This window comes from Phyllobacterium sp. YR531 (assembly GCF_000282595.1).
Taxonomy (GTDB): Bacteria; Pseudomonadota; Alphaproteobacteria; order Rhizobiales; family Rhizobiaceae; genus Phyllobacterium.
This window is the reverse complement of record NZ_AKIZ01000019.1, coordinates 30,235-55,040: the sequence shown is the minus strand read 5'-3', so window position 1 is coordinate 55,040 and position 24,806 is coordinate 30,235. Positions and strand designations below refer to the sequence as shown.

Annotated in this window: 27 protein-coding genes; 16 read left to right on the top strand and 11 right to left on the bottom strand. The window is 53.3% G+C overall.

Annotation, left to right across the window (positions count from 1 at the left end):
- Positions 1 to 5: 5 nt before the first annotated feature.
- Entirely contained in the window at positions 6 to 917 is a 912-nt protein-coding gene (locus PMI41_RS12690; protein ID WP_008125341.1) for a LysR family transcriptional regulator, read from the top strand.
- Here the strand turns inward: PMI41_RS12690 and PMI41_RS12685 are convergent, their stop codons facing one another.
- Both PMI41_RS12685 and PMI41_RS12680 read right to left on the bottom strand, forming a co-directional pair.
- A complete protein-coding gene (locus tag PMI41_RS12685; protein ID WP_008125339.1) occupies positions 918 to 1,394 on the bottom strand; it encodes an SRPBCC family protein in 477 nt (158 codons plus the stop codon).
- Entirely contained in the window at positions 1,391 to 1,747 is a 357-nt protein-coding gene (locus PMI41_RS12680) for a metalloregulator ArsR/SmtB family transcription factor (RefSeq protein WP_008125337.1), read from the bottom strand. The genes PMI41_RS12685 and PMI41_RS12680 overlap by 4 nt, the downstream gene beginning before the upstream one ends.
- A 204-nt stretch (positions 1,748 to 1,951) precedes the next feature.
- Here PMI41_RS12680 and PMI41_RS12675 point away from each other — a divergent pair, with 204 nt between their 5' ends.
- On the top strand, positions 1,952 to 3,115 hold the full coding sequence (locus PMI41_RS12675; protein ID WP_008125335.1) for a YbfB/YjiJ family MFS transporter: 1,164 nt from the start codon (positions 1,952 to 1,954) through the stop codon (positions 3,113 to 3,115).
- Positions 3,116 to 3,535: 420 nt separating this feature from the next.
- Complete coding sequence (sbmA, locus tag PMI41_RS12670) at positions 3,536 to 4,789, top strand: peptide antibiotic transporter SbmA (RefSeq protein WP_008125333.1); 1,254 nt, start codon at positions 3,536 to 3,538, stop codon at positions 4,787 to 4,789.
- A gap of 21 nt (positions 4,790 to 4,810) precedes the next feature.
- Here the strand turns inward: sbmA and PMI41_RS12665 are convergent, their stop codons facing one another.
- Positions 4,811 to 5,848, bottom strand: a complete 1,038-nt coding sequence (locus PMI41_RS12665) for a polysaccharide deacetylase family protein (protein ID WP_008125331.1) — start codon at positions 5,846 to 5,848, stop codon at positions 4,811 to 4,813.
- 141 nt (positions 5,849 to 5,989) lie between these two features.
- Here PMI41_RS12665 and PMI41_RS12660 point away from each other — a divergent pair, with 141 nt between their 5' ends.
- The 10 genes from PMI41_RS12660 (at position 5,990) to PMI41_RS12610 (ending at position 15,111) form a co-directional block, all read left to right on the top strand.
- Positions 5,990 to 6,571 (top strand): NnrU family protein, encoded by a 582-nt coding sequence (locus PMI41_RS12660; RefSeq protein WP_008125330.1) that lies wholly within the window; start codon positions 5,990 to 5,992, stop codon positions 6,569 to 6,571.
- A 111-nt stretch (positions 6,572 to 6,682) separates the two neighbouring features.
- A complete protein-coding gene (locus PMI41_RS12655) occupies positions 6,683 to 7,363 on the top strand; it encodes a tetratricopeptide repeat protein (RefSeq protein WP_008125327.1) in 681 nt (226 codons plus the stop codon).
- A 23-nt stretch (positions 7,364 to 7,386) separates the two neighbouring features.
- Positions 7,387 to 8,862 carry a ribosome biogenesis GTPase Der gene (gene der, locus PMI41_RS12650; protein ID WP_008125324.1) on the top strand — a complete coding sequence of 492 codons (1,476 nt, stop codon included), beginning with the start codon at positions 7,387 to 7,389 and terminating at the stop codon, positions 8,860 to 8,862.
- 166 nt (positions 8,863 to 9,028) lie between these two features.
- Positions 9,029 to 10,210, top strand: coding sequence for a cell wall hydrolase (locus PMI41_RS12645; RefSeq protein ID WP_052025895.1), 1,182 nt, complete (start codon positions 9,029 to 9,031; stop codon positions 10,208 to 10,210).
- Between the two features lie 808 nt (positions 10,211 to 11,018).
- On the top strand, positions 11,019 to 11,972 hold the full coding sequence (locus PMI41_RS12635; protein ID WP_008125319.1) for a helix-turn-helix domain-containing GNAT family N-acetyltransferase: 954 nt from the start codon (positions 11,019 to 11,021) through the stop codon (positions 11,970 to 11,972).
- Positions 11,973 to 12,367: 395 nt separating this feature from the next.
- Positions 12,368 to 12,778, top strand: a complete 411-nt coding sequence (locus PMI41_RS12630; RefSeq protein ID WP_052025894.1) for an AtpZ/AtpI family protein — start codon at positions 12,368 to 12,370, stop codon at positions 12,776 to 12,778.
- Between the two features lie 51 nt (positions 12,779 to 12,829).
- Positions 12,830 to 13,582, top strand: a complete 753-nt coding sequence (locus tag PMI41_RS12625) for a F0F1 ATP synthase subunit A (RefSeq protein ID WP_008125315.1) — start codon at positions 12,830 to 12,832, stop codon at positions 13,580 to 13,582.
- A 68-nt stretch (positions 13,583 to 13,650) separates the two neighbouring features.
- Positions 13,651 to 13,878: a F0F1 ATP synthase subunit C gene (locus tag PMI41_RS12620; protein WP_008125314.1), complete on the top strand. Its 228-nt coding sequence runs from the start codon at positions 13,651 to 13,653 to the stop codon at positions 13,876 to 13,878.
- 85 nt (positions 13,879 to 13,963) lie between these two features.
- Complete coding sequence (locus PMI41_RS12615) at positions 13,964 to 14,614, top strand: F0F1 ATP synthase subunit B (RefSeq protein ID WP_008125313.1); 651 nt, start codon at positions 13,964 to 13,966, stop codon at positions 14,612 to 14,614.
- Between the two features lie 17 nt (positions 14,615 to 14,631).
- Positions 14,632 to 15,111 carry a F0F1 ATP synthase subunit B gene (locus tag PMI41_RS12610; RefSeq protein ID WP_040854805.1) on the top strand — a complete coding sequence of 160 codons (480 nt, stop codon included), beginning with the start codon at positions 14,632 to 14,634 and terminating at the stop codon, positions 15,109 to 15,111.
- 201 nt (positions 15,112 to 15,312) lie between these two features.
- Here PMI41_RS12610 and PMI41_RS12605 read toward each other — a convergent pair whose 3' ends face one another.
- Complete coding sequence (locus PMI41_RS12605) at positions 15,313 to 15,972, bottom strand: ribonuclease HII (protein ID WP_040854768.1); 660 nt, start codon at positions 15,970 to 15,972, stop codon at positions 15,313 to 15,315.
- A gap of 120 nt (positions 15,973 to 16,092) precedes the next feature.
- Positions 16,093 to 17,244, bottom strand: a complete 1,152-nt coding sequence (locus PMI41_RS12600; protein WP_008125310.1) for a PA0069 family radical SAM protein — start codon at positions 17,242 to 17,244, stop codon at positions 16,093 to 16,095.
- A 105-nt stretch (positions 17,245 to 17,349) separates the two neighbouring features.
- Between PMI41_RS12600 and PMI41_RS12595 the strand changes: the two genes are divergently transcribed.
- Entirely contained in the window at positions 17,350 to 17,886 is a 537-nt protein-coding gene (locus PMI41_RS12595; RefSeq protein ID WP_008125308.1) for a hypothetical protein, read from the top strand.
- A gap of 53 nt (positions 17,887 to 17,939) precedes the next feature.
- Here PMI41_RS12595 and moaB read toward each other — a convergent pair whose 3' ends face one another.
- The 6 genes from moaB to PMI41_RS12565 all read right to left on the bottom strand — a co-directional run bounded on the left by moaB (position 17,940) and on the right by PMI41_RS12565 (position 21,579).
- Positions 17,940 to 18,488: a molybdenum cofactor biosynthesis protein B gene (moaB, locus tag PMI41_RS12590; RefSeq protein WP_008125307.1), complete on the bottom strand. Its 549-nt coding sequence runs from the start codon at positions 18,486 to 18,488 to the stop codon at positions 17,940 to 17,942.
- Position 18,489: 1 nt separating this feature from the next.
- Positions 18,490 to 19,374 (bottom strand): 4-(cytidine 5'-diphospho)-2-C-methyl-D-erythritol kinase, encoded by an 885-nt coding sequence (locus PMI41_RS12585; protein WP_008125306.1) that lies wholly within the window; start codon positions 19,372 to 19,374, stop codon positions 18,490 to 18,492.
- A 6-nt stretch (positions 19,375 to 19,380) separates the two neighbouring features.
- On the bottom strand, positions 19,381 to 19,566 hold the full coding sequence (locus tag PMI41_RS12580) for a hypothetical protein (RefSeq protein ID WP_008125305.1): 186 nt from the start codon (positions 19,564 to 19,566) through the stop codon (positions 19,381 to 19,383).
- A gap of 84 nt (positions 19,567 to 19,650) precedes the next feature.
- The gene (locus PMI41_RS12575; RefSeq protein WP_008125304.1) at positions 19,651 to 20,508 is read right to left on the bottom strand and encodes a S49 family peptidase; all 858 of its coding nucleotides are present in this window, start codon (positions 20,506 to 20,508) and stop codon (positions 19,651 to 19,653) included.
- Positions 20,509 to 20,580: 72 nt separating this feature from the next.
- Complete coding sequence (locus tag PMI41_RS12570) at positions 20,581 to 21,354, bottom strand: methyltransferase (RefSeq protein ID WP_008125303.1); 774 nt, start codon at positions 21,352 to 21,354, stop codon at positions 20,581 to 20,583.
- A gap of 3 nt (positions 21,355 to 21,357) precedes the next feature.
- Entirely contained in the window at positions 21,358 to 21,579 is a 222-nt protein-coding gene (locus PMI41_RS12565; protein ID WP_040854800.1) for a DUF2007 domain-containing protein, read from the bottom strand.
- Between the two features lie 260 nt (positions 21,580 to 21,839).
- Here PMI41_RS12565 and PMI41_RS12560 point away from each other — a divergent pair, with 260 nt between their 5' ends.
- Together PMI41_RS12560 and PMI41_RS12555 are read left to right on the top strand one after the other, a co-directional pair.
- Complete coding sequence (locus PMI41_RS12560) at positions 21,840 to 22,856, top strand: polyprenyl synthetase family protein (RefSeq protein WP_008125300.1); 1,017 nt, start codon at positions 21,840 to 21,842, stop codon at positions 22,854 to 22,856.
- A gap of 138 nt (positions 22,857 to 22,994) precedes the next feature.
- Positions 22,995 to 24,788 (top strand): tetratricopeptide repeat protein, encoded by a 1,794-nt coding sequence (locus tag PMI41_RS12555; protein ID WP_008125298.1) that lies wholly within the window; start codon positions 22,995 to 22,997, stop codon positions 24,786 to 24,788.
- Positions 24,789 to 24,806 lie beyond the last annotated feature (18 nt).

Genomic DNA, 24,806 nt, shown 5'->3' with positions numbered 1-24,806 from the left:
TAATCATGCTGGATGCCTTGACCCTCGACCAGATGCGCACATTCGTGGCTGTTGCAGAAAGCGGCAGCTTTCGCGCCGGTGCCGCAAAATTGTTGCGTGTCCAGTCGGCGGTCAGTCATTCGATCGCCAATCTGGAAGGGCAGCTTGGCGTATTCCTCTTTGACCGTTCCGGCCATCGCCCTGTGCTAACTGCCGAGGGACAGACGTTGCTCACAAATGTGCGCGATATTCTTCTGCGCGTTGACGCAATGCGCGCACGCGCACGGGGTTTGGGTGAGGGGGTGGAACTCGAACTACCGCTGGTTGTGGATACGCTATTTCCTACCGTGATCCTCGGCAAGGCTTTGGCGGAAATGCGTGTGCACTATCCGTCAGTCGCCATCCGCGTGGCTGTCGAGCCACTTGGCGGGCCGCTTGATGCCCTGCTGCAAAAGCGCTGCAAGATCGGTATCACCGTTGGCGAGCACTTCCGCGATCCGCAAATCGCGCTGCAGGCATTGTCGTCTGTCGCAATGGTGGCTGTGGTTTCGGCAGAGCATCCATTGGCCAACGTTTCGCAGGCACTGGCTGCATCCGATCTTGCCGATCATCTCCAGATCGTTCAGTCCGATCCCTCACCCTTGTCAGAGGGGCGCGATTTTGGCGTAATCTCGCCCCAGACATGCCGGGTCAGCAATCAGGACATGAAACATGCGCTGATCCTTGCCGGGCTTGGCTGGGGGCGTTTGCCGCTCTGGCAGGTTGATCGCGATCTTCAGGAAAAGCGCCTCGTGCGTCTGGCGACCAGATCGCTTGGCCGTGATAGTCAGGTCATCTCCGAAGCCTATCTTGCGCACCGGAGCGATGAGCCACTGGGACCGGCTGCGCGGGCTCTTGCACAGGCACTGTTGCGCCTGTGCAGCGCCATTCCTTCCTGATCAGACTGTTTTGGAATACTCAATCATCTGGTCCAGCACGGTGCCCCAACCATCATGGAAGCCCATTTCTTCGTGGCGGTTACGCGTTTCTTCGTCCCGGTGGATTGCCATGGCGGTGTAGCGAGTACCTTTGCCCTCATCTTCCAACAAAAGAACGCCCGTCAGAAATGGATTTTCTGCTGGCCTGTATCCCGGCCGCAGCGCATCCGTCCAGATCAGGCGTTCATTCGGTACGATATCTAGATAGCAGCCGTAATTGATTGCCTGCTCGCCGTCTGGTCCGTTCATGACCGTGCGGAAAATGCCTCCGGGCCGCAGATCAATCTCGCAGTCGGAAATATACCAGGGCTTTGGCGTGAACCACTTGCTGACATGCTCGGGCATCGTCCAGCATTTCCATACGAGTTCACGCGGGACGTCGATTGTGCGCTCCAGCACAAGATCAAGCTTGGGATCGGCTTTCAATTTATAGGTCACTTATTTTCCTCCTTGAGTGTAAGCATGTATTCATCAAGCTGGTCGAGACGACGCTCCCACAGCGTGCGCTGCTTGGAGAGCCAGTTTTCGGCAAGCTTCATTGGTTCGGTTGAAATGCGATAAGTCCTGACCCTGCCGGTCTTTTGCGAACTCACCAGTCCGCTGCCCTCAAGCACTCGCAAATGCTCGACGAAAGATGGCAGTGCCATATCGAAAGGTTCGGCCAGTTCGCTGACAGAAGCAGGACTATTGACAAGGCGTTCAAGCACACCCCTCCGCGTCGGATCAGCCAATGCACGAAAGACGGCATCGATGGGAACCGGCGGTGTGGCAAGTGCGGTAGCGGGCGTCATGGCTTCATGTCCTGTTGGCAACGCAATGAAACAATACTTAGGATAATACCTAAGTATTGGCAAGCCCTAAAATTAAAACTGACCTGGCCTTTCGCCGGAACAAAGGCATTGCAACTGGTTGCTGCAAGCAACCATCAATCGCGGTCGATGCAGCTATCAAATTTATTGTCTTGTCACGGCAGGCACGCGGGATAATGTCCGCGCATGAAATCAGATAGTGCATCCCCGTTTCGCTTCGCCTTTGGCGGGCTTGTCGCCATGGCTATAGGGATGGGCATCGGGCGTTTCGTTTATACCCCCATTCTCCCCGGCATGATGGGCGACCTGCGCCTTTCGGCTGGTGATGCTGGCATCATCGCTTCAGCCAATTTTCTTGGGTATCTCGTGGGAGCAATTGTCGCGGGCTATGGTTGGGCTGCGGGCATTGAACGCAAAGTCATGCTTGCAGCGCTGGCCGCAAGCGCTGCCCTGTGTCTTGCCATGAGCCTTACAGACAATGTGTTGCTGTTTTCGGTCATCCGGTTTCTGGCTGGCATGGCCAGCGCCTTGATGCTGGTTTTTGCAGCAACCATTGTCTTCAGTCACCTGGGTGCTGCCGGGAGACTGGATTTGCAGGCGGTGCATTTTGGCGGTGTCGGCACGGGCATTGCGCTGTCGGCCTTGTTGGTGGCACTTGTGTCACTCACGGATTTTGGCTGGCGCGCCGATTGGATTGGGGCTGCCATTCTGTCAACGCTTGGCCTCATCGCAGTGGCCCTATTGATCAGCGAGGGTCCGCTTCGCGATGGTCGGGATATAAATGAGCCCGCTATCGCGTGGACGGCGGAGTTCATCAAACTCAACATCGCCTATGCATTGTTCGGGATTGGCTATGTGATTACCGCAACCTTCATCATGGCCATTGTCCGCGCCAGTGAGGGCAGTGCCTCAACAGAAGCACTTGTTTGGCTTTGCACAGGCCTTGCCGGAATATTCTCTGTCTGGATATGGAATCCCGTGCTGCGCCGGGCAGGGCCTTTCACTTCATTGGCTTTCAGCCTGCTTGCTCTGGCGGGTGGTGTTGCAGCCAGCGTCATCCTGCCATCGCCGGTCGGTCCTTTGATCGGAGGCTTGCTGCTGGGCTTGACCATTATGGTCATCACCGCATTTGTGTTTCAGGCCGGACGCCAGTTGGTTCCACAATCGCCGCGCCGGATGATGGCAATCACCACGGCGGCATTCGGCATCGGGCAAATCATAGGGCCCCTCATTGCCGGATATCTGGCTGACCTTAGCGGCAACTTCACCTCGTCAACGCTGCTCGCGGCTGGAGGACTTGTGGTCGGAGCTTTCTTTGCATTTTCTGCCGGGCGCAAGGTGAACGGCTGAGTAGGGCTGCAATTCTAGTGCGTGGTTACCCGTCGATAAGATAAGTTTAGCTTACGTTTGCCTTGTGCGTGGTTCGACGGGGCTCACCATGAGGAAGGTTGTGTCTGGCAGGGAGACTGATCTGCAACGACAGCGGTTGTCTATGCAATCAATCTACCTTCCTCATGGTGAGCCCCGTCGAACCACGCAAAACTCTAGTGCAAGCCGTCTGAGCTTGTTGCAGGGTGAACCACGCTCGCAAGTAACTCGCGACGGGTGCCGACTGCACAATCAGCGATTGTTTCCACGCACACTTGCAATCACCTATCATCATTACGGTAATTTAATTACGCCTCCATGCTTCAAGGCCTATTCGCAGTGATAAAGTTGTGCAACTCGTAGCAATTGCGTCGTGCAAACTTTTATTCGAGGGCCACTGCCGTGTTTGTTTCATTTTTCCCCAAGCCCAAGCTGTTTTTCACATCAGCTGTTATCTGGGCGCTTGCAGCAATATTTTTTTGGTACTTCGGTGGCGAACAGCTAGGTGCTTTTTTCGGGTTACCGCCGGCGGCACCTGATGCGCCGCCGCTTATTGGCGTGTCGCTTTTTCTATCCAAGCCATTTCTCTGGTTTTACATTTACTACGCGACGGTGGTTTTGATTTTTTACGCATTCTGGGCTGTTTATAGCCCCCATGCTTGGCAACGATGGTCGGTTCTAGGCTCGTCGATAATAATTTTCGCTACCTATTTTTCGGTTCAGGTAGGTGTTGCCGTTAATGCTTGGTACGGACCCTACTACGATCTTATTCAAGCTGCGCTTGCCAAAACTGCGCCAGTAACTGCTGAACAACTTTATCTGGGCATCCTTGATATTTCCGGAATCCTTTTCGTAGCCGTCGCAATAGGTGCGCTGAATGCCTTTTTCATCAGCCACTACATTTTCCGTTGGCGAACTGCCATGAACAGTTTCTTCATGCAACATTGGGACCAACTGCGGCATATCGAAGGTGCGTCGCAACGTGTTCAAGACGATACGATGCGGTTTTCTACGACCGTGGAAAGTCTTGGGGTGAGTTTGGTTAGAGCGGTCATGACTTTGATTGCGTTCTTACCCATTCTTTTTATGCTCTCCAAAGAAGTTACAGACTTGCCGGTCATTGGGGCGATACCATACGCTCTTGTCGTGGCGGCAGTAGGTTGGTCACTTTTTGGAACAATCTTTCTGGCTGTTGCGGGATATAAACTGCCTGGTCTGGAGTTCAAAAACCAGCGTGTGGAGGCGGCTTATCGCAAGGAACTGGTTTACGGCGAGGATCATGCTGATCGTGCGCAGCCGCCAACTGTTGCAGAGCTTTTCTCAAATGTCCGGAAGAATTATTTCCGCCTGTACTTTCATTATCTCTATTTCAATGTTGCCCGCATTTTCTATCTGCAAGCCGATAACATCGTTTTCACCCTTATTCTCATTCCATCCATTGCAGCAGGTAAGCTTAGTCTTGGATTGATGACACAAATCCAGAACGTATTTGGGCAAGTTAGTGGCTCGTTTCAGTATCTCGTCAATTCATGGACTGTCATCGTTGAACTGATTTCGATCTACAAACGTCTCCGCGCCTTTGAAGCCGTCATCTATGACGAGCCCCTACCAGCAATTGATCAGCGGTATCTGGAGAGAGAAGCGAGCCAAGCATAGTGTGATAAAACGGGGCGGCGGTTAAATCCCGCCGCCCGTTTGCGGCTGTGTTGGATCAGGTGCAGCGGCGGCTTCTACACCGCCTGTTTCTTTCAGGTAATCGCTATAGGTCGTGCAGCGCACATCGGACTTGGTGCAAACTTCCGCAGTAAAGCGTTCAAGCGCGCGCCAATAGGCATCGCCATTCATCAAAGTGAAGTGCAGTCCGATCTGGAAGGGAATGCGTTTGCTCTGATATTCCCGTTCGAAAGCACCTTTGAATGCTTCATAGGCGCGGTTTTCAAACTCGCCCATATGATCGGTGCGTTCAAATCCGCCTGAATGGCGCACGAACATATTGTAATCCATAGCAATGACAGGCCGGTTCTGCGGACCTTCGGCAATTGTCGGCAGGCCGAACTGGTAAAGCCCTCCCGCGTGCAGCGGTAAAGCGGGGCCTTTTGAAACACCGCTCCCATCAAAGGTAAAGTCCTGATCTTTCAAAGCGGCGAGCAGGGCAGGGCTCTCCGAAAGATAAGGGGCCCGAAAACCCCGAATCTCTTTTGCCACAAATTTCTTCCAGTCATCCGGCTCGGGGCTGGAGCCATACTTGGCCCACGCGCCGCTGAGCACCTTGCGATAGGTAACCAGCTCGCTTTCCCACTCAGCCTTTGTCCAGCTTTTGCCGTCGAAATGACCGCAGGCATGGCTTGCAACTTCATGACCTTCATTACGCGCACGCCAGATATTGTCGAGGCGCTTGGCGATGTCCTCTTTTGACGTGGCAAAACCGATATTCGAGCGACCGGGTGATTTGCCCGGGGCCTGATAGCTCTTGCGATCCGCATGATCGATCAGGAAGACGCAGGACAGGAAATAGGTGAACTTGGCATTGGATCGTTGCGCAAGATTGTGCGCCCGATCCCAAAGCGCATTGCTGCCGGCATTGTCGAATGAGATCAGCACATATTGCGGCTTTGCGCCGATAGTGCCGCGCAGCCCATTAATGCCATCGGCACTGGCTGGTGCAGCCATTGCAAAGGCCGCCGATACGGCGAGGATACGGGTAACGATATTCATGATGTCAGGGCAGCTCCACAGGGAGCAATGTCGCTACAGGTCAATTGTGGCGATGATCGGACGCGGCGATCCACCGCAATGCTTTACGTTGGAAGCATTCTAATCAAGCTGTAGAGTGCGGCCAGCTAGGGGGAGCATGCCATGTTGGTCATGATTATCGGAATCATCGTTTTTCTGGGAATACATTCGGTGCGCATCGTCGCGCCGCGCTGGCGGCTTGCCAAGATGAATGAGTGGGGCGAGGGCAAGTGGAAGGGCCTTTATTCGGTCTTGTCCATTCTCGGCCTAGCGCTGCTGATATGGGGCTTTGGCATGGCCCGGCTGGAAGCACCCATCCTTTACGAACCGCCGGTCTGGATGAAACACATCACTTTGCTTTTGATGTTTTTCGCGTTCATTTTCCTTGGCGTCTTCATTGCGCCGCCCGGCCGTATGAAACCTGCGCTGAAGCATCCGATGCTGATTGCCATCAAGACCTGGGCGCTGGCGCACCTGCTTGCCAATGGCGATCTTGCCTCGCTTATCCTGTTTCTGTCGTTTCTCGCCTGGGCGGTGTTCGACCGTATAGCGCTCAAGCGGCAGGCGCGGGCGGGCCTTGCGCCGACCGCAATTACCCCCGGTCCCGTGACCAATGATGTGATTGCAGTGGTTATCGGCCTCGTGCTTTACGGCCTGTTTATCTGGAAGTTGCACGCAGTTTTGATCGGCGTTTCGCCAATGTGACGGCTAATTTGATGTAGCCCCTTACATCGCGCGCAGTTTCCGACTAAAAGCCCCCTGAACTCCTTGCGTGACTGCCTCTGGCGGTCGCGCGATAACTATTCATGAGGCACCATGACTGACGACGGCTTTTTCCGTGAGGTAAATGAGGAACTGCGCTCCGACAAGATGCGGGCGTTCTGGGCACGCTACAGCACATTGCTGATAGGCGGCGTGGTTGCAATCGTCATCGGTACGGCAGCCTTCGCGTTCTATGAATACTGGACTGAAAAAGAAGCCTCGAAGTCCGGCGATCAGTTTCTGGCTGCGCTCAACCTTGTTCGTGACGGCAAGAACGATGAAGCGCTCAAGACCCTCGATCAGCTTGAGAAAGATGGTTACGGAGCCTATCCCGTACTGGCCCGGATGCGCGCCGCTGGTGTGATTGCCCAGAAGGGTGATCTTGCCGGAGCAGTTGCAGCTTTTGATAAGGTGTCCGCAGACAATTCGGTGCCGCAATCAATACGCGATCTGGCGAAATTGCGTGCAGCGCTGATTTTGGTCGATACCGGTTCCTATGATGATGTGGCAGGCCGCGTTGAAGCCTTGTCTTCGGATACCAATCCAATGCGCCATTCCGCCCGCGAAGCCCTTGGTCTGGCCGCGTGGAAAGCCGGTCGTGGTGCAGACGCAACCAAACTCTTCAAGCAGATTTCGGACGATCAGGCAGCGCCTGCCAATATCCGTCAATTTGCCGATACAATGCTGGACATGCTCAGAAGCACCGGCGCTACGCCTGCAGCAGCTGCCGGCTAATAAAGATTAGGAACGTTAAGCCGATGAGCTTTACCCTTGCAATTATCGGCCGTCCGAATGTCGGAAAATCCACGCTGTTCAACCGGCTTGTGGGCCGGAAAATAGCGCTCGTCGACGATCTTCCCGGCGTTACCCGTGACCGGCGTGTCAATGCCGCCAAGCTCTATGATCTGAAGTTCGACGTTATTGATACGGCCGGTCTGGAAGAGGTGGCATCCGATTCGCTCGAAGGCCGCATGCGGGCCCAGACCGAACTAGCCATTGGTGAAGCAGATCTCATTCTTTTCATTGTCGATGCGAAGGCCGGTGTAACACCTACCGATGTGACCTTTGCCGATCTTGTGCGCCGCTCCGGCAAACCAGTGATTCTGGTTGCAAACAAAGCCGAAGCACGTGGTGCCGAATCCGGCATGTATGACAGTTATCAGCTTGGCCTTGGCGAGCCTTGCCCCATTTCCGCTGAGCATGGCCAGGGCTTTCCTGACCTGCGCGACGCTATTGTCGATGCCATGGGCGAAGAGCGGGTTTTCCCGGATGAGTATCTGCCCGCTGATGCGAATACGGATGATTCCGTAACTGTGACGATACCGGCTGCGCCGCGCGGCATGGATGATTTGATCGGCGACGATATTGACGATCCTGATGCTGAAGAAATTCCGGCCTATGATTCGTCGAAGCCTTTGCGTATCGCAATTGTCGGGCGGCCAAATGCCGGCAAGTCGACACTGGTCAATACAATGCTTGGCGAGGATCGTCTGCTGACTGGTCCGGAAGCAGGCATCACACGCGATTCCATCTCCGTTGACTGGGAGTGGAATGGCCGCAGGATCAAGCTTTTCGATACGGCGGGTCTGCGCCGCAAATCACGTGTTCAGGGCAAGCTGGAAAAACTGTCTGTCGGCGATGCTTTGCGCGCCATCCGCTTTGCTGAAGTTGTCATTATTGTGCTTGATGCCACCATTCCTTTCGAAAAACAGGATCTGCAGATCGCCGATCTGATCATTCGCGAGGGGCGTGCGCCGATCATCGCTTTCAACAAGTGGGATCTGGTGGAAAATCGCCAGATGGTCCTTGCCGATTTGCGCGAGAAGACAGAGCGATTGTTGCCGCAGGTTCGCGGCATCCGCGCCGTGCCGATTTCCGGCGAGCGCAATCAGGGCATCGACAAACTGATGGCTGCTGTCGCGTCGACAGATGAAATCTGGAACCGCCGTATTTCTACCGGCCGCCTCAATCGCTGGCTGGAAGGCGTTCTCGCCCATCATCCACCCCCCGCTGTTGCTGGTCGCCGCCTGAAGATCAAGTATATCACGCAGGTCAAAACGCGCCCGCCGGGTTTTGTCATCTCGTGCTCACGCCCGGATGCTTTCCCGACTTCCTATGTGCGCTATCTGGCCAATGGCATCCGTGAAACTTTCGATATTCATGGTGTGCCTATCCGGCTTGTTCTGCGCACTTCGGACAATCCTTTCGCGGGCCGCGCCAAGAAGAAGCGTTAAATATCTTGCATTTGCGTGGTGCGACCGGACGTCGAATCACGCAAAACTTTAATTCCAATAATTTCTGCCGTGCTTTGTTAACTCTCCATCAAGGTTAATGCTTCATTTTTATGGCCATAGTGTTCGGTCGTGAGTGTGGGGTATCGGCGTGCGTTTCTATCAGGTTTTGCGGGATACGAGTTCCCGCCGCAAAGGCCGGCCTTATCTTAAACAGGCAAATCGCAAATATATTGGTCCAATCCTGATAGGTGCAGCACTCTATCTGCTGTCCCCTACAGTCGTTGCTTATCAGGATATGACAAGCCTGCTTTCCGGCTCTGAATCGGGGCAAGGCCGCTGGACCGCCTATCTTGAAAAATCACCGGCGGGCTCGGTACAAAAGGCCAACATGTCTTTTGTCGATAGAATCGCAACTGGATCGATACCCGACAGCGGTATCAATGCTCCCGGAATAGGGTCTGTTGCCATCAACGGCTCGAAGAAAGCGCCAGGCGCCACCCCGGACGAAACACGCATAAACCGCGCAGAGAAGCAGGGGCGTATTGTTTCCATCAGCAAGAAGGCTCCACCGAAAGCTTTCAGCGCAGGTTCAATATTGCAGCGCCAGAGCATGATTGTCCGGCCGACCCATGGCATTGAAGTCGATATGGCTTTTGCCAAGCCGAAGATCGCTGGCAAGGAAATCCAGATTGCTCTCGCATTCCATAATCGCGTGCCTGAGAAAATCGAGCCGGATGCTCCAATGCTTGCGGAGCTGATCAATAATAACCAGCCGGATATACTGGCGCTTGGCTACGCTCCGGTTGCGCCGGATTATTCGAAAACGTCGCCATTCGATTCCATTCTGGCCGAGCCCAAACAAACAGGGCGGTTCATTCCACAACTCGGCAAAGGCGACCATGATTGGCTGGCTACCCCCTTGCCACCAGTTGTCTTTACTGCTGCAGAACAAAAATGCCTGGCGACAGGCATTTATTTTGAGGCAAGAAGCGAAAGCGTCAAGGGACAGGCTGCGGTGGCTCAGGTTATCCTCAATCGTGTTCGTAATCCGGCCTACCCAAAGACAATCTGCAATGTGGTCTATCAGAACGATGATTGGATCAACCGCTGCCAGTTCTCTTTTGCCTGTGAGGGGCGCAAGCTGCGCGTTACCGAACCAAAACAGTGGAAGGTGGCACAGGAAGTTGCCATGGCGGTTACTTCCGGGCGCATATTCCTACCGGAAATTGGCTCAGCTACCCATTACCACGCGACCTATGTGCGGGCGAACTGGGCTCACACCATGAAACGTATCGACAAGATTGGTCAGCACATTTTCTATCGCACATATGGTGGCGGCTGGATTTAATGAGCGCTTGGAAATTTTTACAATAATGATATAAATGTTTCTGGAGCGGGGACGAACTTTCGTCCGCCCCCTTTTCTCACTTGTTAAAGTTTACCCGGAAGGTCAGTGTCCAGCTGCTCCGGGTTTTCTTTATTGTAAGAGTGAAGCTAAATGGCTTGTACCACATAGGTTCACCTCCAGTTTGAGAGCAAGGCCTTTGCCAAGGTCGGAGAGGCCAATCTTCTCCGATGCACCGGCTGGCTCGGTGTCTGCTGTTTCTGCTCTCAAATCTCTGATTTGGACCTGCGCAGTCTATTCTTGGAAATTCTGCAACCCGCAAGAAACGCGCGGTTGAATCTGCACGGGGCGGTGACGTGTGGCTTGGAAATATCGCAAATAATGATATAAATGTTTCTGGAGTTGAGGATGGGCTTTCACCCATCCTCGTTTCCTTATCTAATAAAGTTGACCCGGAAGATCAGTGTCCAGCTGCTCCGGGTTTTCTTTATTGTAAGGGTGAAGCTAAATGGCTTGTACCACATAGATTCACCTCCAGTTTTGAAAGCAAGGCCCTTGCCAAGGTCGGAGAGGCCAATCTTCTCCGATACACCGGCTGGCTCGGTGCCTGCTGCTTTTGCTCTCAAATTGCTAGCTGCATCAGCTTATTCCTGAAAAAGTTTGCACTCCGCAAGAAACGCTGGGTTGAAACGGGGTTGCGGGACTTCTGCACTGACGCGAACTACCCAAAATGGTCGTCCAACATGCCCATTTACAACATAACACCGTTGGAATATAGTTGTATTATACAACTATATTGATGAGCCATCGAATGGACAAGCTGCCTGACACTGCTCTGATACGTGATGCATCGCGTCGGATCGTCCGTGAACTTGGCTTCATGCGGCCAACTTTGGCGGGAACTGATTTTGCTCCATCCTCCGTTCACGCTCTGATTGAAATTGGCCGAAACGAAACACTGACTGCTGCTGATCTATGTACTGTACTTGATCTCGAAAAATCCAGCGTTAGTCGTATGGTACGAAAACTCGTTCTATCGGGCGAGTTGAGCGAAGAACCAAACGAAGAAGATGCCCGTTCCAAATCCTTGTCATTGACAGGGAAGGGGCGCAGCACTCTTGCAGCAATCAATGCTTATGCCGACGATGTGGTAATATCGGCGCTGGGCGATCTCCCCGCAACCATGCAGGCCGGGGTCCGTGATGGACTGGTCGCTTATGCCGGTGCGCTGGAACATCGCCGCGCAGGTAAGGTCTCATCTCCACCAACAGCAATTACGATCGAAAGCGGCTATCAGCCCGGAATCATTGGTAGATGTGCTGAGATGCATGGTCGTTACTATGCTCGCACGAATGGCTTTGGTTATTTCTTTGAAAGCAAGGTGGCGGCCGGAATTGCCGAATTTTCCGGCAGGCTGGAGCGCCCTGTCAATCGGATATGGTCGGCGAAGGACGGGGACAAAATCATAGGTACAGTTGCAATTGATGGTGAAGATCTTGGTGGGCGGTCGGCGCATCTGCGTTGGTTCATCATGGAAGATGGCTATCGCGGTGCGGGAATTGGCAAACGATTGCTGGATAAGGCGATCTCATTTTGTGTAGAACAGCGATTCCTGGAGGTCCAGCTTTGGACATTCAAAGGATTGGACGCAGCCCGACGTCTATATGAGGCTCATGGTTTTGTTCTCACTGAAGAGCAGCCGGGCCGTCAGTGGGGGACGGAAGTTCTTGAGCAACGCTTCACGCTAAGATTTCCCGAGGTATAATCTTGGCCCATTGGAGCAGCTACAAATTGCACCGATGGGCTCGAAGGCGGCGGTCAAAACTGTCGGCCTATTTGCTAAGTCATCTCTGGCGGTGGTTGAAGAAGAAAATCTTCCATTTCCTGCCCGTACGGGCTCTTTAAACTGATGGGCATGACGCCGGAAATAACCAAATTACATAACTTGCATCTTCAGGCCAAACGCCAGATTCGCGGAGAAAATTGACTGTCAGAGATGAGCGGGAAAGTCATATTTATCTAAGGCATTGAATTCTAGTAAAAAAATTACCTTGGAGAGTCTCGACTCTTCGCCTTGACTAGCGGGGATCGGGACAATATGTTGCGCGCGACTTCGAAGCGGGGATGAAGCCTCGCATTCAGCGTGTAAAGGACATGCCATTGGCAACGGGTAACGATCCCGATAAGTCAGGTTCTGTCGGTGACACGCCGGGTGCTGGCAGGGGACTAACTTCGGAAGAACTGGAGCTTCGGCGCCGCAATCTGGAATCGAAACTTGTTTCCAAGGGTGCAGTCCGTAAAGCCGGTTCGGAAGACAAGGGGACGGAAACCGCCTCCGGTGTCGCGCAAGCCATGAAACTGTCCAGCGAGTTTATCGCCGGTGTTCTGGTCGGTGCGGGGTTGGGCTGGTTAGCTGACCGATTTTTGGGTACATCGCCGTGGGGGCTGATCATTTTGCTCCTCTTGGGCTTTTGTGCTGGAACGCTCAATATCCTGCGCTCTGCAGGGCATGTGGCGGAAAATCAAGGGCTGGACTTTTCAAAAAAGTCTGACCATGACAAACCGGAATAGGGCTCGCTGAGGGTCATCGTTCGTGAGAACAGAATTAGAGACGAGGTAATAGTGTCCAACGATCCGATTCATCAATTCCACATTGCGCAATGGGTTCCCTTGCATGTTGGCGGCGTTGATCTGTCTTTCACCAATTCCTCTGCCTTCATGGTTGCCACGGTTGCTGTTGCATCGGCATTTCTCTATCTCACCTCATCAAATCGCGGTCTGATCCCAACCCGTCTTCAGTCGGTTTCGGAAATGGCCTATGAATTTGTGGCTTCGACATTGCGAGAATCGGCGGGCAGTGCGGGAATGAAATTCTTCCCCTTCGTGTTTTCGCTGTTCATGTTCGTGCTCGTTGCCAACATGCTTGGCATGTTCCCGTACTTCTTCACTATCACCAGCCAGATCATCGTGACGTTTGCTCTTGCGGTTCTGGTTATTGGAACAGTCCTTGTTTATGGCTTTGCCAAGCACGGTTTCAAGTTCCTCGGAGTGTTTGTGCCCTCCGGTGTGCCCGGGCCGCTTCTGCTGCTCGTTGTCCCAATCGAAATTATCTCTTTCCTTTCCCGTCCGATCAGCCTTTCGGTTCGTTTGTTCGCCAACATGCTTGCTGGCCACATTACACTGAAAGTGTTTGCCGGTTTCGTGGCTTCGCTCAGCGCATTCGGTGCAGTTGGAATCGGTGGCGCAATTCTGCCGCTGGCTATGACTGTCGCACTGACGGGTCTGGAATTCCTGGTGGCTTTCCTTCAGGCCTACGTCTTCACCGTGCTTACCTGCATGTATCTGAACGACGCAGTTCATCCCGGCGGTCACTAAACAGTTCACCGGCGGAATGTCCGCCTAACGCAAATCTATTCTAACGATCTATCCTCAAGGAGTTTAATATGGATCCCGTAGCAGCAAAGTACATCGGCGCAGGTCTAGCTTGTTTTGGTATGGCCGGTACAGCACTTGGCCTTGGCAACATTTTCGGCAGCTACCTCTCCGGTGCATTGCGCAACCCATCCGCAGCTGATGGCCAGTTCGGCCGTCTGGTATTCGGCTTCGCCGTTACTGAAGCTCTGGGCATCTTCTCGCTGCTCATCGCTCTTCTGCTTCTCTTCGCTGTATAATAACGGCTTACGATATTGGCTGCGCCCGGTCGCTATGGGGCCAGCGCAGCCAGTATGATTTGAAGTTCAATCAAGGGGACAACGCATGTTCGTGTCTTCGGCTAACGCCGCATCCACAACAGATATAATAGTCGCTCAGAGCGAAGCACCGGCCCATACCGATACGGTTGCGCCCGGAACAACGCCTGATGCGCACGCTCCGGCAGATCCGACAGCGGGAACGCATTCGGAAACCGGTCATGCCAAAGCCGTGTTCCCTCCCTTTGATTCCAACCATTTTGCTTCTCAGCTGCTTTGGTTGGCAATCACATTTGCAGTTTTCTATGTATTTCTGTCCCGCGTAGTTCTGCCGCGTATCGGTGGTATCATCGAAACGAGACGTGACCGCATCGCTACCGATCTTGATCAGGCAGCACGCATGAAACAGGAATCCGACGAGGCTCTGGCTGCCTATACCCAGGAACTCGCCGACGCAAAAAACAAAGCCGGTGCCATTGCACAGGAAGCCCGTGATCAGGCAAAGGCGAAAGCCGATGCTGAACAGGCCGAGATTTCTGCAGCTCTCGAAAAGAAGCTGAGTGACGCTGAAGCCAGCATTGCCACCATCAAGAACAAGGCCATGCAGGAAGTAGGCTCCATTGCGGAAGATACGGCTGCGGAAATCGTCAAGAAGATTTTTGGCGGCGCCGTCGACAAGCCTGCAATCTCCGCTGCTGTTAAAGCAGTGCGCGGCTAAGGAGAACCGTCATGGAATTGGATGCAACCTTTTATGCCCTCGTTGGCCTCATTCTCTTCTTGGCGCTTGTCGTCTACCTGAAGGTTCCTGGCGTCGTCGGCAAATCTCTGGATGCGCGTGCCGACAAAATTCGCGATGAACTTGAAGAAGCTCGTCGCCTGCGCGAAGAAGCTCAATCGCTCCTGGCCGAGTATCAGCGCAAGCGCAAGGAAGCCGAAAAGGAAGCCAGCGATATCGTTGCCATTGCGCAGCGTGAAGCACAGGGTCTCCTTGAGGAAGCCAAGAAGAAAACCGAGGATTATGTTGCTCGTCGCAACAAGCTTGCCGAGCAGAAGATTGCACAGGCAGAGGTTGAGGCAGTTAACGAAGTTCGCTCTTCGGCTGTAGATATCGCTGTTGCAGCGGCGAGCAAGATTTTGTCGGAAAAGGTTGATGCCAAGACATCTGCCGATCTGTTCAAGTCGTCGCTTTCGGAAGTCAAATCCCGTTTGAACTAAAAGAAGACTGATTTTTAAACTGAACGAAGCCGCCGCAAGGCGGCTTTATTTTTGCTTGGTGGGAAAATTCTGCAATGCCCGAATGACATCGAGCAGAATGTAGAGAAATGCGAGCAAAAAATTGAAGACCGTGAGCAAAATCAGAGATTTTACGAGCAAAATTGCTATTGTTGATTGTAATTTGGTTGCCCTAGATTGAAATCAGGCTTGGCGCTCTTTGAGCGGCGAGAAACTGAAGCGGTGCAGCCCTAAAACGGGACCGTGCTCTTCCATCGCATTGCGATGGATTTCCGTGCCATAGCCCGCATGGGCTTCAAGTCCGTATAGCGGGTAGTATTGTCCCGTCTGGGTCATCATTCTGTCTCGAGTCACCTTGGCAAGTATGGATGCAGCAGCGATGGAAACCGAGCGCTGGTCGCCCTTGATCATCGCCGTTGCTTCGCAAGGCAGACCGGGAGCGACATCCCTTCCATCAATCAATGCGTGCTGCGGAATAATCGACAGACCGTATGTCGCGCGGCGCATGGCTTCAAGCGCGGCTTTCAAAATGTTGGTTGCATCAATTGCCGGAGCCGAAATGCTCGATATGGAGCAGGCCAAGGCAGTTTTTGTAATGATTTCAAACAGTTCTTCACGCCGTTTGGCAGTCAGCCGCTTTGAATCATCAAGGCCGACAGGAATTTTCTTTGGGTCGAGAATGACCGCAGCGGCAACCACAGGTCCTGCCAGCGGCCCTCTGCCTGCTTCATCAATACCGGCAATAAAGTGGAGGCCGGAACGCATAAGCTTTCGCTCACTGGCAAAATCTGGCTTGTCAGCAGTCAAAGGAAGCAGCAGAGAATCAGAACGTGATCGAGACATCTTGCGGCGACTCTCGCATTCGTCCTGATTCTCTGCAAGTCCCCGGGTAGCTGATGGGGCAAAGCTACCCAAGGGTACCATCAGGTGGGGATGGGGATCGCACCTGATGGAAGAGGATTATTAAAACAGCGATAATTGCTCGCTTCCGGGCGTTGCCGCGAAAAGGTCTGTCCGCAGGCGCTTCTTGTTTACATTGATCCCGAGCCGTTTTGCAGCGATCTCAAAGCGCCGCCCGATTTGCCAGGCATAGGGGCCTTCGCCCCGCATCCGCTTGCCCCATTCGGCATCGTAATCCTTGCCGTCGCGCATGGATCTAACCAGCGAAAGCACGTGCCTGTAGCGATCCGGATAGTTGCGCAGCAGCCATTCCTTGAACAACGGGCTGACTTCCAGTGGCAGGCGGAGCAGAACATAGCCGGCCTCCAGTGCGCCCATGGCGCGGGCACTATCAAGAATGCGTTCGATCTCATGATCGTTCAGTCCGGGGATCAACGGAGCGACCATAACGCCAACGGGAATCCCCGCTTCAGAAAGGCTTCGCAAGGCTTGCAGCCGCCGCGTGGGCGTTGAGGCGCGGGGTTCCATTGTACGGGCAAGCTTTCCGTCCAAGGTCGTCACTGAAAGACAAACCTTGGCCAGACCCTTCTCCGCCATACGGGAGAGGATGTCCCGATCCCGTACCACCAGCGCTGATTTTGTAACGATTCCAACAGGATGCTGATGCTCCTCCAACACTTGGAGTATCTCGCGCATGATACGCCATTTCTTCTCGATGGGCTGATAGGGGTCGGTATTGGTGCCTATGGCAATTGTCTTGGCAGTGTAACCGGGTTTGGAAAGCTCCTTATCCAGCATCTTCGCTGCATCAGGTTTGGCAAAGAGCTTGGACTCAAAGTCCAGCCCTGCAGACAGTCCCATATAACTGTGCGTTGGCCGGGCGAAACAATAGATGCAGCCGTGTTCGCAGCCGCGATACGGATTGATGGACCTGTCGAAGCTGATGTCCGGCGAGTCGTTGCGTGTAATGATGGTGCGGGGCTTTTCAAGCTGCACTTCCGTCTTGAAGGGTGGGAGGTCTTCAATCGTTTCCCAGCCATCATCATAGACATGACGGCTCTCCGCTTCGAAGCGCCCTGTCGGGTTCATCCCGGCTCCGCGTCCGCGTCTACGTTCACTATCGATACGCAGACCTGCATCTTCAATCAGAGCGTTGGCATGTTGTGCCCGGCCACTTCCAAAAGCCGCTTTATCTGCCTGCACCACAATGTTCATCTGCATTCTCCCTGAAGCAAAACCGATTCGACGGCACCTTCAAACGTGAATCTATTCCTATCAAATAATAAGAACAAAGCAAGAACAATTTAGGCAAAACGATTTATGGATATTCTAGTCACATTGATATATTGGCTAGTGATGATCTCCGTCCTGATTGAAACCCAAAACTCAGACGAATTGTTGGCCAGAACCCTTGCCGGTCTGGTAGGTGGGGCTGTTGAAGGGCTGCTTAGCGACGTGATTGTTGTGGACTATGGTTCATCTGACCAAACTCACAGAGTGGCCGATGCTGCGGGCGGTATTTTCCTGCAGGACCAGACGCTCATTGATGGTTTCAGGCGAGCCCGAAGTGAGTGGTTCCTGTTGCTGGAGCCCGGCGCACGGCTGCTGGATGGTTGGATTGAGCCTGTTGCAGTACATGTGGAGCGTGCGCAGGGGCCTGCCTGCTTTAGTTGCTCGCACGCGCATCGCAAGCCCCTGTTCAACCGGCTTTTTTCAAAGCGAAGCCCTATTGCCGATGGTTTGCTGATTTCAAAACGTCAGGCAATGGCATTGTTGAAGCCTGACAAAAAAGCTGCTGATCTGGCTCGCGGCCTTGCGATGAAACGCTTGCGCGCAGAAATAATTCCTGCGGGCTAGCACTGTGCTTCCGCAAGACAAGCTGCATTCATTGAACAGCGAAGCGCTCTGAATCAGGCTTTAACGCCCCGTTTGAGGTGTTCATCGAGTCTTGGCATGATCTCGACGAAATTGCAGGGCATATGCCGGTAATCAAGCTGATGTTGAAGGATGTTATCCCAAGCATCCTTGCAGGCACCCGGTGACCCGGGAAGAACAAAAACAAAGGTGGCATTTACAACGCCGCCCGTTGCACGGGACTGTATGGTAGAGGTTCCGATCTTGTCATAGGAAATCCTGTGAAAGACCTCCGAAAATCCATCCATCCGCTTTTCAAATATTGGCTCAAGTGCCTCCGGAGTTACATCCCTTCCGGTAAATCCAGTGCCGCCCGTTGTGATAACGACATCGATTTCCAAGTCGTTTGACCATGAAAGCACGCGCTCGCGGATCTTGGTCACGTCATCGGTCACTATGGCGCGATCTGCCAATATGTGACCAGCTCCAGTGATGCGTTCGGCAAGTGTGCTGCCAGATTTGTCATCCGCTAGCGTGCGCGTGTCTGATACGGTGAGAACAGCAATTTTAATGGAGACGAAAGCTCTCTCTGCATTCTGGCCCAATTTAATATCCTTCTTCACCGCAATATGTGTCAGCGATAAACCATGTTGGATGGGTTGCTCGCAGCTTTGAAGCAGCAGCAGTTGCCGCCTCGTCGCTGTCATAAATTGCAAAACAGGTCGCACCAGAACCGGACATTCTGACAAGCAATGGTTTGGTGGAATGTAGCGCTGTCATGGTGTCGTTCAAGGTCGGCATAAGTTCCATTGTGGCGGGGAACAGATGATTGTGCGTCCCATCGAGATAGGTGCAAACATCGCTGATGGCGTGCAATTCGGGCAGGGCAGGCAATGCCGGATTATTGCGTTTCCTGAGTGCACCAAACACTTGAGGGGTTGAAACTGCCGCGCCATTATTGGCCAGTACGATTGGCAGGTGAGGAAACTTTGCAATCTGCTCAAGTTCCTCCCCAATTCCTCGGGCAATCAACGGTTTGCCAAGCAAGCACATAGGCAGATCAGCACCGAGAGCCAGCCCCAACCTTGTGAGGTTCGGGGAAGGAATTTCTATGTCCCACAAGTCGATCAATGCCCGCAATGTTGCCGCTGCGTCACTGGAGCCGCCACCGATGCCGGAAGCAATTGGCAAATGTTTTTCGAGCGTGATTGCAACGGGAAATGCCTGTTCAGGAAAGTCCACGCGCAGGCTGTCACGAGCCTTCAATACAAGGTTTGAACCGTCAGCACGGAGGGCGTGACCGTAGGGGCCTGACATATGGAAGGAGTCTATATCAGCCGCGCTCACGCTGATCCTGTCGCCGAATCCGGCGAACACCACAAGACTATCGAGCAAATGATAACCATCATTCCGGCGCCCGGTAACGTGGAGAGCCAGATTAATTTTTGCGGGTGCAATCAGGCTGATTGTCTGATCAATGCTGGCAAGCATTTTGGATCAGTCTTTGCGCAGGCGGTATTCACCGGTTTCCGGATCTTGAACCAGCGTGCCTTGGGCACTGTTCTGGACTTCCTTCTCCGCCTCGCGAACACGTTTCGATACGCGCTGAGCTTCGCGTTTGAACGAACGATATCCGTAATAGGCGGCGATGCCGACAAGCAGGAAAAAGATCAGTTGTGGCATCGTCCATAATCCCCGAATATTCTGGCGCCGCTATTCTCGCCAATTATAGCACGGCGCGATGTCCTTGCCAAAATACACAGCAGGTTAAAGGCCAAAACGTGACCAAAGTGCCCGTTCTTCTGCGGCATTGACAATACCATCGGCAAGGCCAGCCCCAAAACCCTGAAACTTGATCTCGGCTGAAGGGAGTTTTCGGCCAAATAGTCCGCGCGGTTGTGAAATGAGCTTCAACTTGGTCTTGGGGCCATATTGCGCTTGCAGATGCGAGCGCATATCGCCAAGACCATCAACGAGCCCAAGTTCCAACCCACGCGTTCCGGTCCAAAAAAGGCCGGTAAACAGATCAGGATTATTCGTGAGTTTTTCGCCCCGACGCTCTTTTACCAGATCGATAAAGGTCTCGTGAATTTCCAGCTGCAGGGCTTTCAGATGCTCGATATCCTGCTTGTTTTCCGGCTTGAAAGGATCAAGTGTGGCCTTGTTTGAGCCGGCTGTGTGAACGCGTCTCTCGACGCCGATCTTTTTGATCAATTCGGTAAACCCGAAGCTCGCAGAAACAACACCTATGGAACCCACAATTGACGACGGGTCGGCAATGATCTCGTCACCGGCCACGGCAATCATGTAGCCGCCGGAAGCTGCGACATCCTCAACAAAAACATAGACTTTTTTGTTCTTTTCAGCGGCCAGATCGCGGATACGGCGATAGATCAGCCGTGATTGTACCGGCGAACCACCTGGAGAATTGATGGAAAGTGCGACGGCCGGGGCATCCTTGTTGGCAAATGCTTCTTCAAGCATGCCTGCCGTTGAGCTTAAAGACAGGTCGTTGCGAAAGCGGCTGCCTCCAGACATGATAGCGCCATGCAGGCGCACCACAGGAATCTCGATATGGTCTGGGCGCCAACGGCGGGGCAGTAACTTCCGGATAAATCGAGCCAAGCGGGTCTCCTTTTGCGTGCTTACTTCCAGACCATGTAGGCGATGCAGAAAAAATCACAATGGTACGAAAGTTTAAAACAGCGAAGCGATCCCGTTGGTTATTGATATTGCACGTTCGGTAAACTCGTTCCCGGTTTCGTGGTGCATGACCAATGCGGGGTGAAATGTCAGCCCGGCGCGACTGCCTTTCACGCCTGTTATGATAATCCGGATTGCAGCGTCCTGCGGTCTTGGCTGGATTGGCACTATGATCAGTCCGCCAAAGCGTCTCTGCAGTGCTGCAAGCAAGTCCTGGATTGATGCAGGCCGTGCGATAATCGCAATTGAACCGCCGGGTTTTACAATGGAAACGGCGGTTTTAACCCATTTTTCCAGCATTCCCTCGGTCATGACATGGGCTTCAGCCTTCAACGCATCAGGCGTTGCGCGGTCTTTTGCTTCGTTGAAAGGCGGGTTCATAATGGCAAAATCAAAACTGTTATCTAGGAGTCCTGAAGCCATACGAGCCTTGCCCGTTGATGTGACATCGGCCTGAATGATCTCACAACGTCCTGAAAAAGCGCTGTTTTCTGGCAAAGCCAATGATAATCGCGCGCAATCTGTCATTATCGGAGAACGCTCGATAAGGGTGGCAGTTGCTCTGCTGCACCGGGAAACAACAGCAAGTCCGGCAGCTCCGGCGCCAGCCCCGAGATCAGCGACAGCGCCGCTGAAGTCATCGGGAACGGCACCCGCCAGCAACATGGCGTCGATGCCGGACCTGTGACCTCTTGCAGACGGTTGAATGAGGTGGAACCGGCCGCGATGAAAAGCGTCAATCGTGTGGGGAATGTCCGGGTGAGACATGGATCAGCCGCGAAGCTCCTGCTCAATCCCGGCATCAATCAGCAATTGACGTGCTTCTTTTTCAAACTCTGAATCAACCATAACGCGCCGTGCAAGCACGCCGAGCGAACCCTCAAGCACGCTCATATTGGCGTCAGCGATAAAATATTTGATTTGCGCGTCTTTCAGCAATGATTCGACAAATGAAATAAGGACGGGGTCATTGAGGCGCATTATTTCAATCATTTGAACTACCGTTGGAAAGATCGCAGGGGCATGGCCAACGGGCTTTATCACGATATTGTGGCTCGCACCAAATTCTGCGCGCCAATTCGCCGCTTGCGGGTTATAGGCAGTCAAAATAAGGTGGCGCCGCGTTATTGCGGCACGCATCTTTTCGGTATCATGCCGGGCGCAGTTGCATTTTGATTTGGCCACAATCCTATATAGAGATTGATTTCGGTCCTTGGAATTGAGCGCCGGGCCAGAGCAGTAGGAGTTTCATTTTGGGCGTTGTTGTCAGTCTCGGAGATAAAAAAAGTGGTGCCGGTTCGGTCCAGCCTCTGGTCGATTTGACCAAGGCAGATATGGGCCGTGTCAACGAACTGATTTTGTCAAAAGCCGGGTCGGACGTGGAAATGATCCCGGAAGTTGCCAACCATCTGATTTCGTCTGGCGGCAAACGCCTGCGCCCGATGATTACGCTCGCTGCCGCCCGCATGTTTGGGTACGAGGGTGATGGTCATGTGAAATTGGCTACCAGCGTTGAATTCATGCACACCGCAACGCTTCTGCATGACGATGTGGTTGACGAAAGCGACCTGCGTCGCGGCAAGAGCACAGCGCGTATGATCTGGGGCAATCAGGCAAGCGTTCTTGTCGGGGATTTTCTTCTTGGCCAGGCATTCAAGATGATGGTCGAGGTAGGCTCGCTGGATGCACTTGATGTGCTTGCGACCTCTGCGTCGGTTATCGCCGAAGGTGAAGTCATGCAGCTTTCTGCCGCTAAAAACCTTGAAACCACAGAAGATGAATATCTGGCGGTGATTAAGGCAAAGACGGCGGCACTCTTCTCGGCAGCTGCGGAAGTTGGCCCGATCATTGCCTCCGCGTCTAAAACCGACCGTCAGGCTCTGCGATCATACGGTCTCAACCTCGGTCTTGCCTTCCAGCTTGTTGATGATGCGTTGGATTATGGTGGCAATGCCAAAGATCTCGGCAAGAACACCGGCGATGATTTCCGCGAGGGCAAAATTACGCTTCCTGTCGTCCTGACCTATCGGCGCGGGACTTCGGAAGAGCGGCAGTTCTGGAAGGAAGCGCTTGAAAACGGTGTGAATGATGACAAGGGCTTGGAAAAAGCCAAGGGTCTGATGACCCGCTATGGCGCATTGAGCGACACCATTCAACGTGCAAGGCATTTCGGCGGAATCGCGCGCGATGCACTGGCCCCGCTTGATCACTCGCCGCAGAAGGATGCCTTGCTTGAGGTCATCGATTTCTGCATTAGCCGGGTGAATTGAAGGCTGGTAAACCGAGGGGCATGAATTACCTCTTGTTTCAGTCTTCGGGAAAACTTGAGCAGAAACCGTAAAAAGGCCATGGTTTCCTTGAGGATTCGCAATATCGTTCCACGTTTGGGCAATGAAGAGGGATTTGTTATGCAGCGCAGTAAGATGCTTGGCTCCATTCTGGGAGCTACACTGGCTGCCTTGATAGGTGGTGCAATTCCCGCCACGGCTACCACAACACAGTCGCCGGTCATCAATACCGGAAACCTGTCAGGTGCTTTTCTTTCGGCCCGTACCGCGGAGCGCGACAACGACTTTGACAGTGCCATCGCGTTTTACCGCCAGGCATTGTCTTATGATCCCAAGAATACAGAGTTGCGCCAGAGCCTGCTTCTGGTGCTTTTGACCAATGGTCAGTTCAAAGAAGCCTTGCCGCTGGCCACTGAGCTGAAGGCAGTGCCGGAAATAGAGCGTTTCTCGCGTCTCGCGCTTGGAATTGATGCTCTCAATAAAAAGCAATACCGCCAGGTCGATACATTGATGATGCTTTCGCTCCAGTCTGATCTGGATCGTATGGTAACGGGACTCATTGCAGCATTTGCCAAAGCCGGTGCCGGAAAGCCCAACGAGGCTTTGGCGATGATTGACAAATTGAAAGGCCCTGAAGGTTTCACACTTTTCAAAACCTACAGCTCTGCACTGATTGCCGACATGGCTGGCCAGAAAAACAAGGCGGCTGCATTCTATCAAAGCGCTCTTGATGACCGGGCAAATGTCGCTGCCGCGCCGGACACATATGAGCGTCTCGTTGAGGCCTTCGCTTCGTTTAAGATCCGCAATGGTGACAAGGCCGGTGCTGAAGCTTTGGTCAAGGAAGCGACCAATGTGCTGTCAGGCCGCATGGTTCTCGTCGAGTTTGGCAAGCAGATTGCCAATGCCAAAACCATCAAGCCTCTCGTCCAGACCCCGCAACAGGGCGCTGCAGAGGTGTTGTACACCGTAGCGACGGCCATTGATAATAACGGCGCGGAGGCTTTCTCAAAGCTCTACCTGCAGATGTCGCTACCGCTTCGCCCGGATCATGACGCCACCCTTTATCAACTGGGTGACCTCAGTGCGAAACTTCAGCAGTCGGACAAGGCAATCGAATATTTTGGCAGGATCGCCAAGGATTCTGCCTATAGCCGCGATGCTGAAATGCAACTCGCCATCAATCTTGCAATTTTGAAAAAGAACGATGAGGCCATCAAGCATCTGAACGGATTGCTTGCGAGCAACCCGGAGGATATGCGGACCTACCTCGCAATCGGCAGCATTTACGCGCAGGACAAGAACTACAAGCAGGCTGCCGAAACCTACGACAAGGCTGTCGCCATACTGAAACAGCCCACTCGCAATGACTGGACAATTTTCTACCAACGCGGAATTTCCTATGAGCGCCTGAAAGAATGGGACAAGGCAGAGCCGAACTTTCAGAAGGCATTGGAGTTGTATCCTGACCAGCCACAGGTTCTGAATTATCTTGGTTATTCGTGGATCGACATGAATATCAAGCTGGAGCAGGGGCTGGACCTGATTAAGAAGGCCGTCGCTGGCAAGCCGCAGGATGGCTATATCATCGACTCGCTCGGCTGGGCATATTATCGTCTGGGGCGGTACGACGAAGCTGTTCAGCAACTTGAACAGGCGGTCAAACTGCTCGCGGAAGACGCCACCATCAATGACCATCTCGGCGATGCTTACTGGCGCGTAGGGCGAAAGCTTGAAGCCACCTTCCAGTGGGCTCACGCACGTGATTCCAAGCCTGAACCCGAAGATCTAGTCAAGATCGAGGAAAAGTTGAAAAACGGACTTCCTGATGAGAAGAATCCGGGAGTAGCAAAGAACGGTGTTGAAACACCAAAGCCTGTTGAGCCTGCTCCCGCGCCCGACAAGAAGGGTTGATTTCGTCGTTTTACTTGA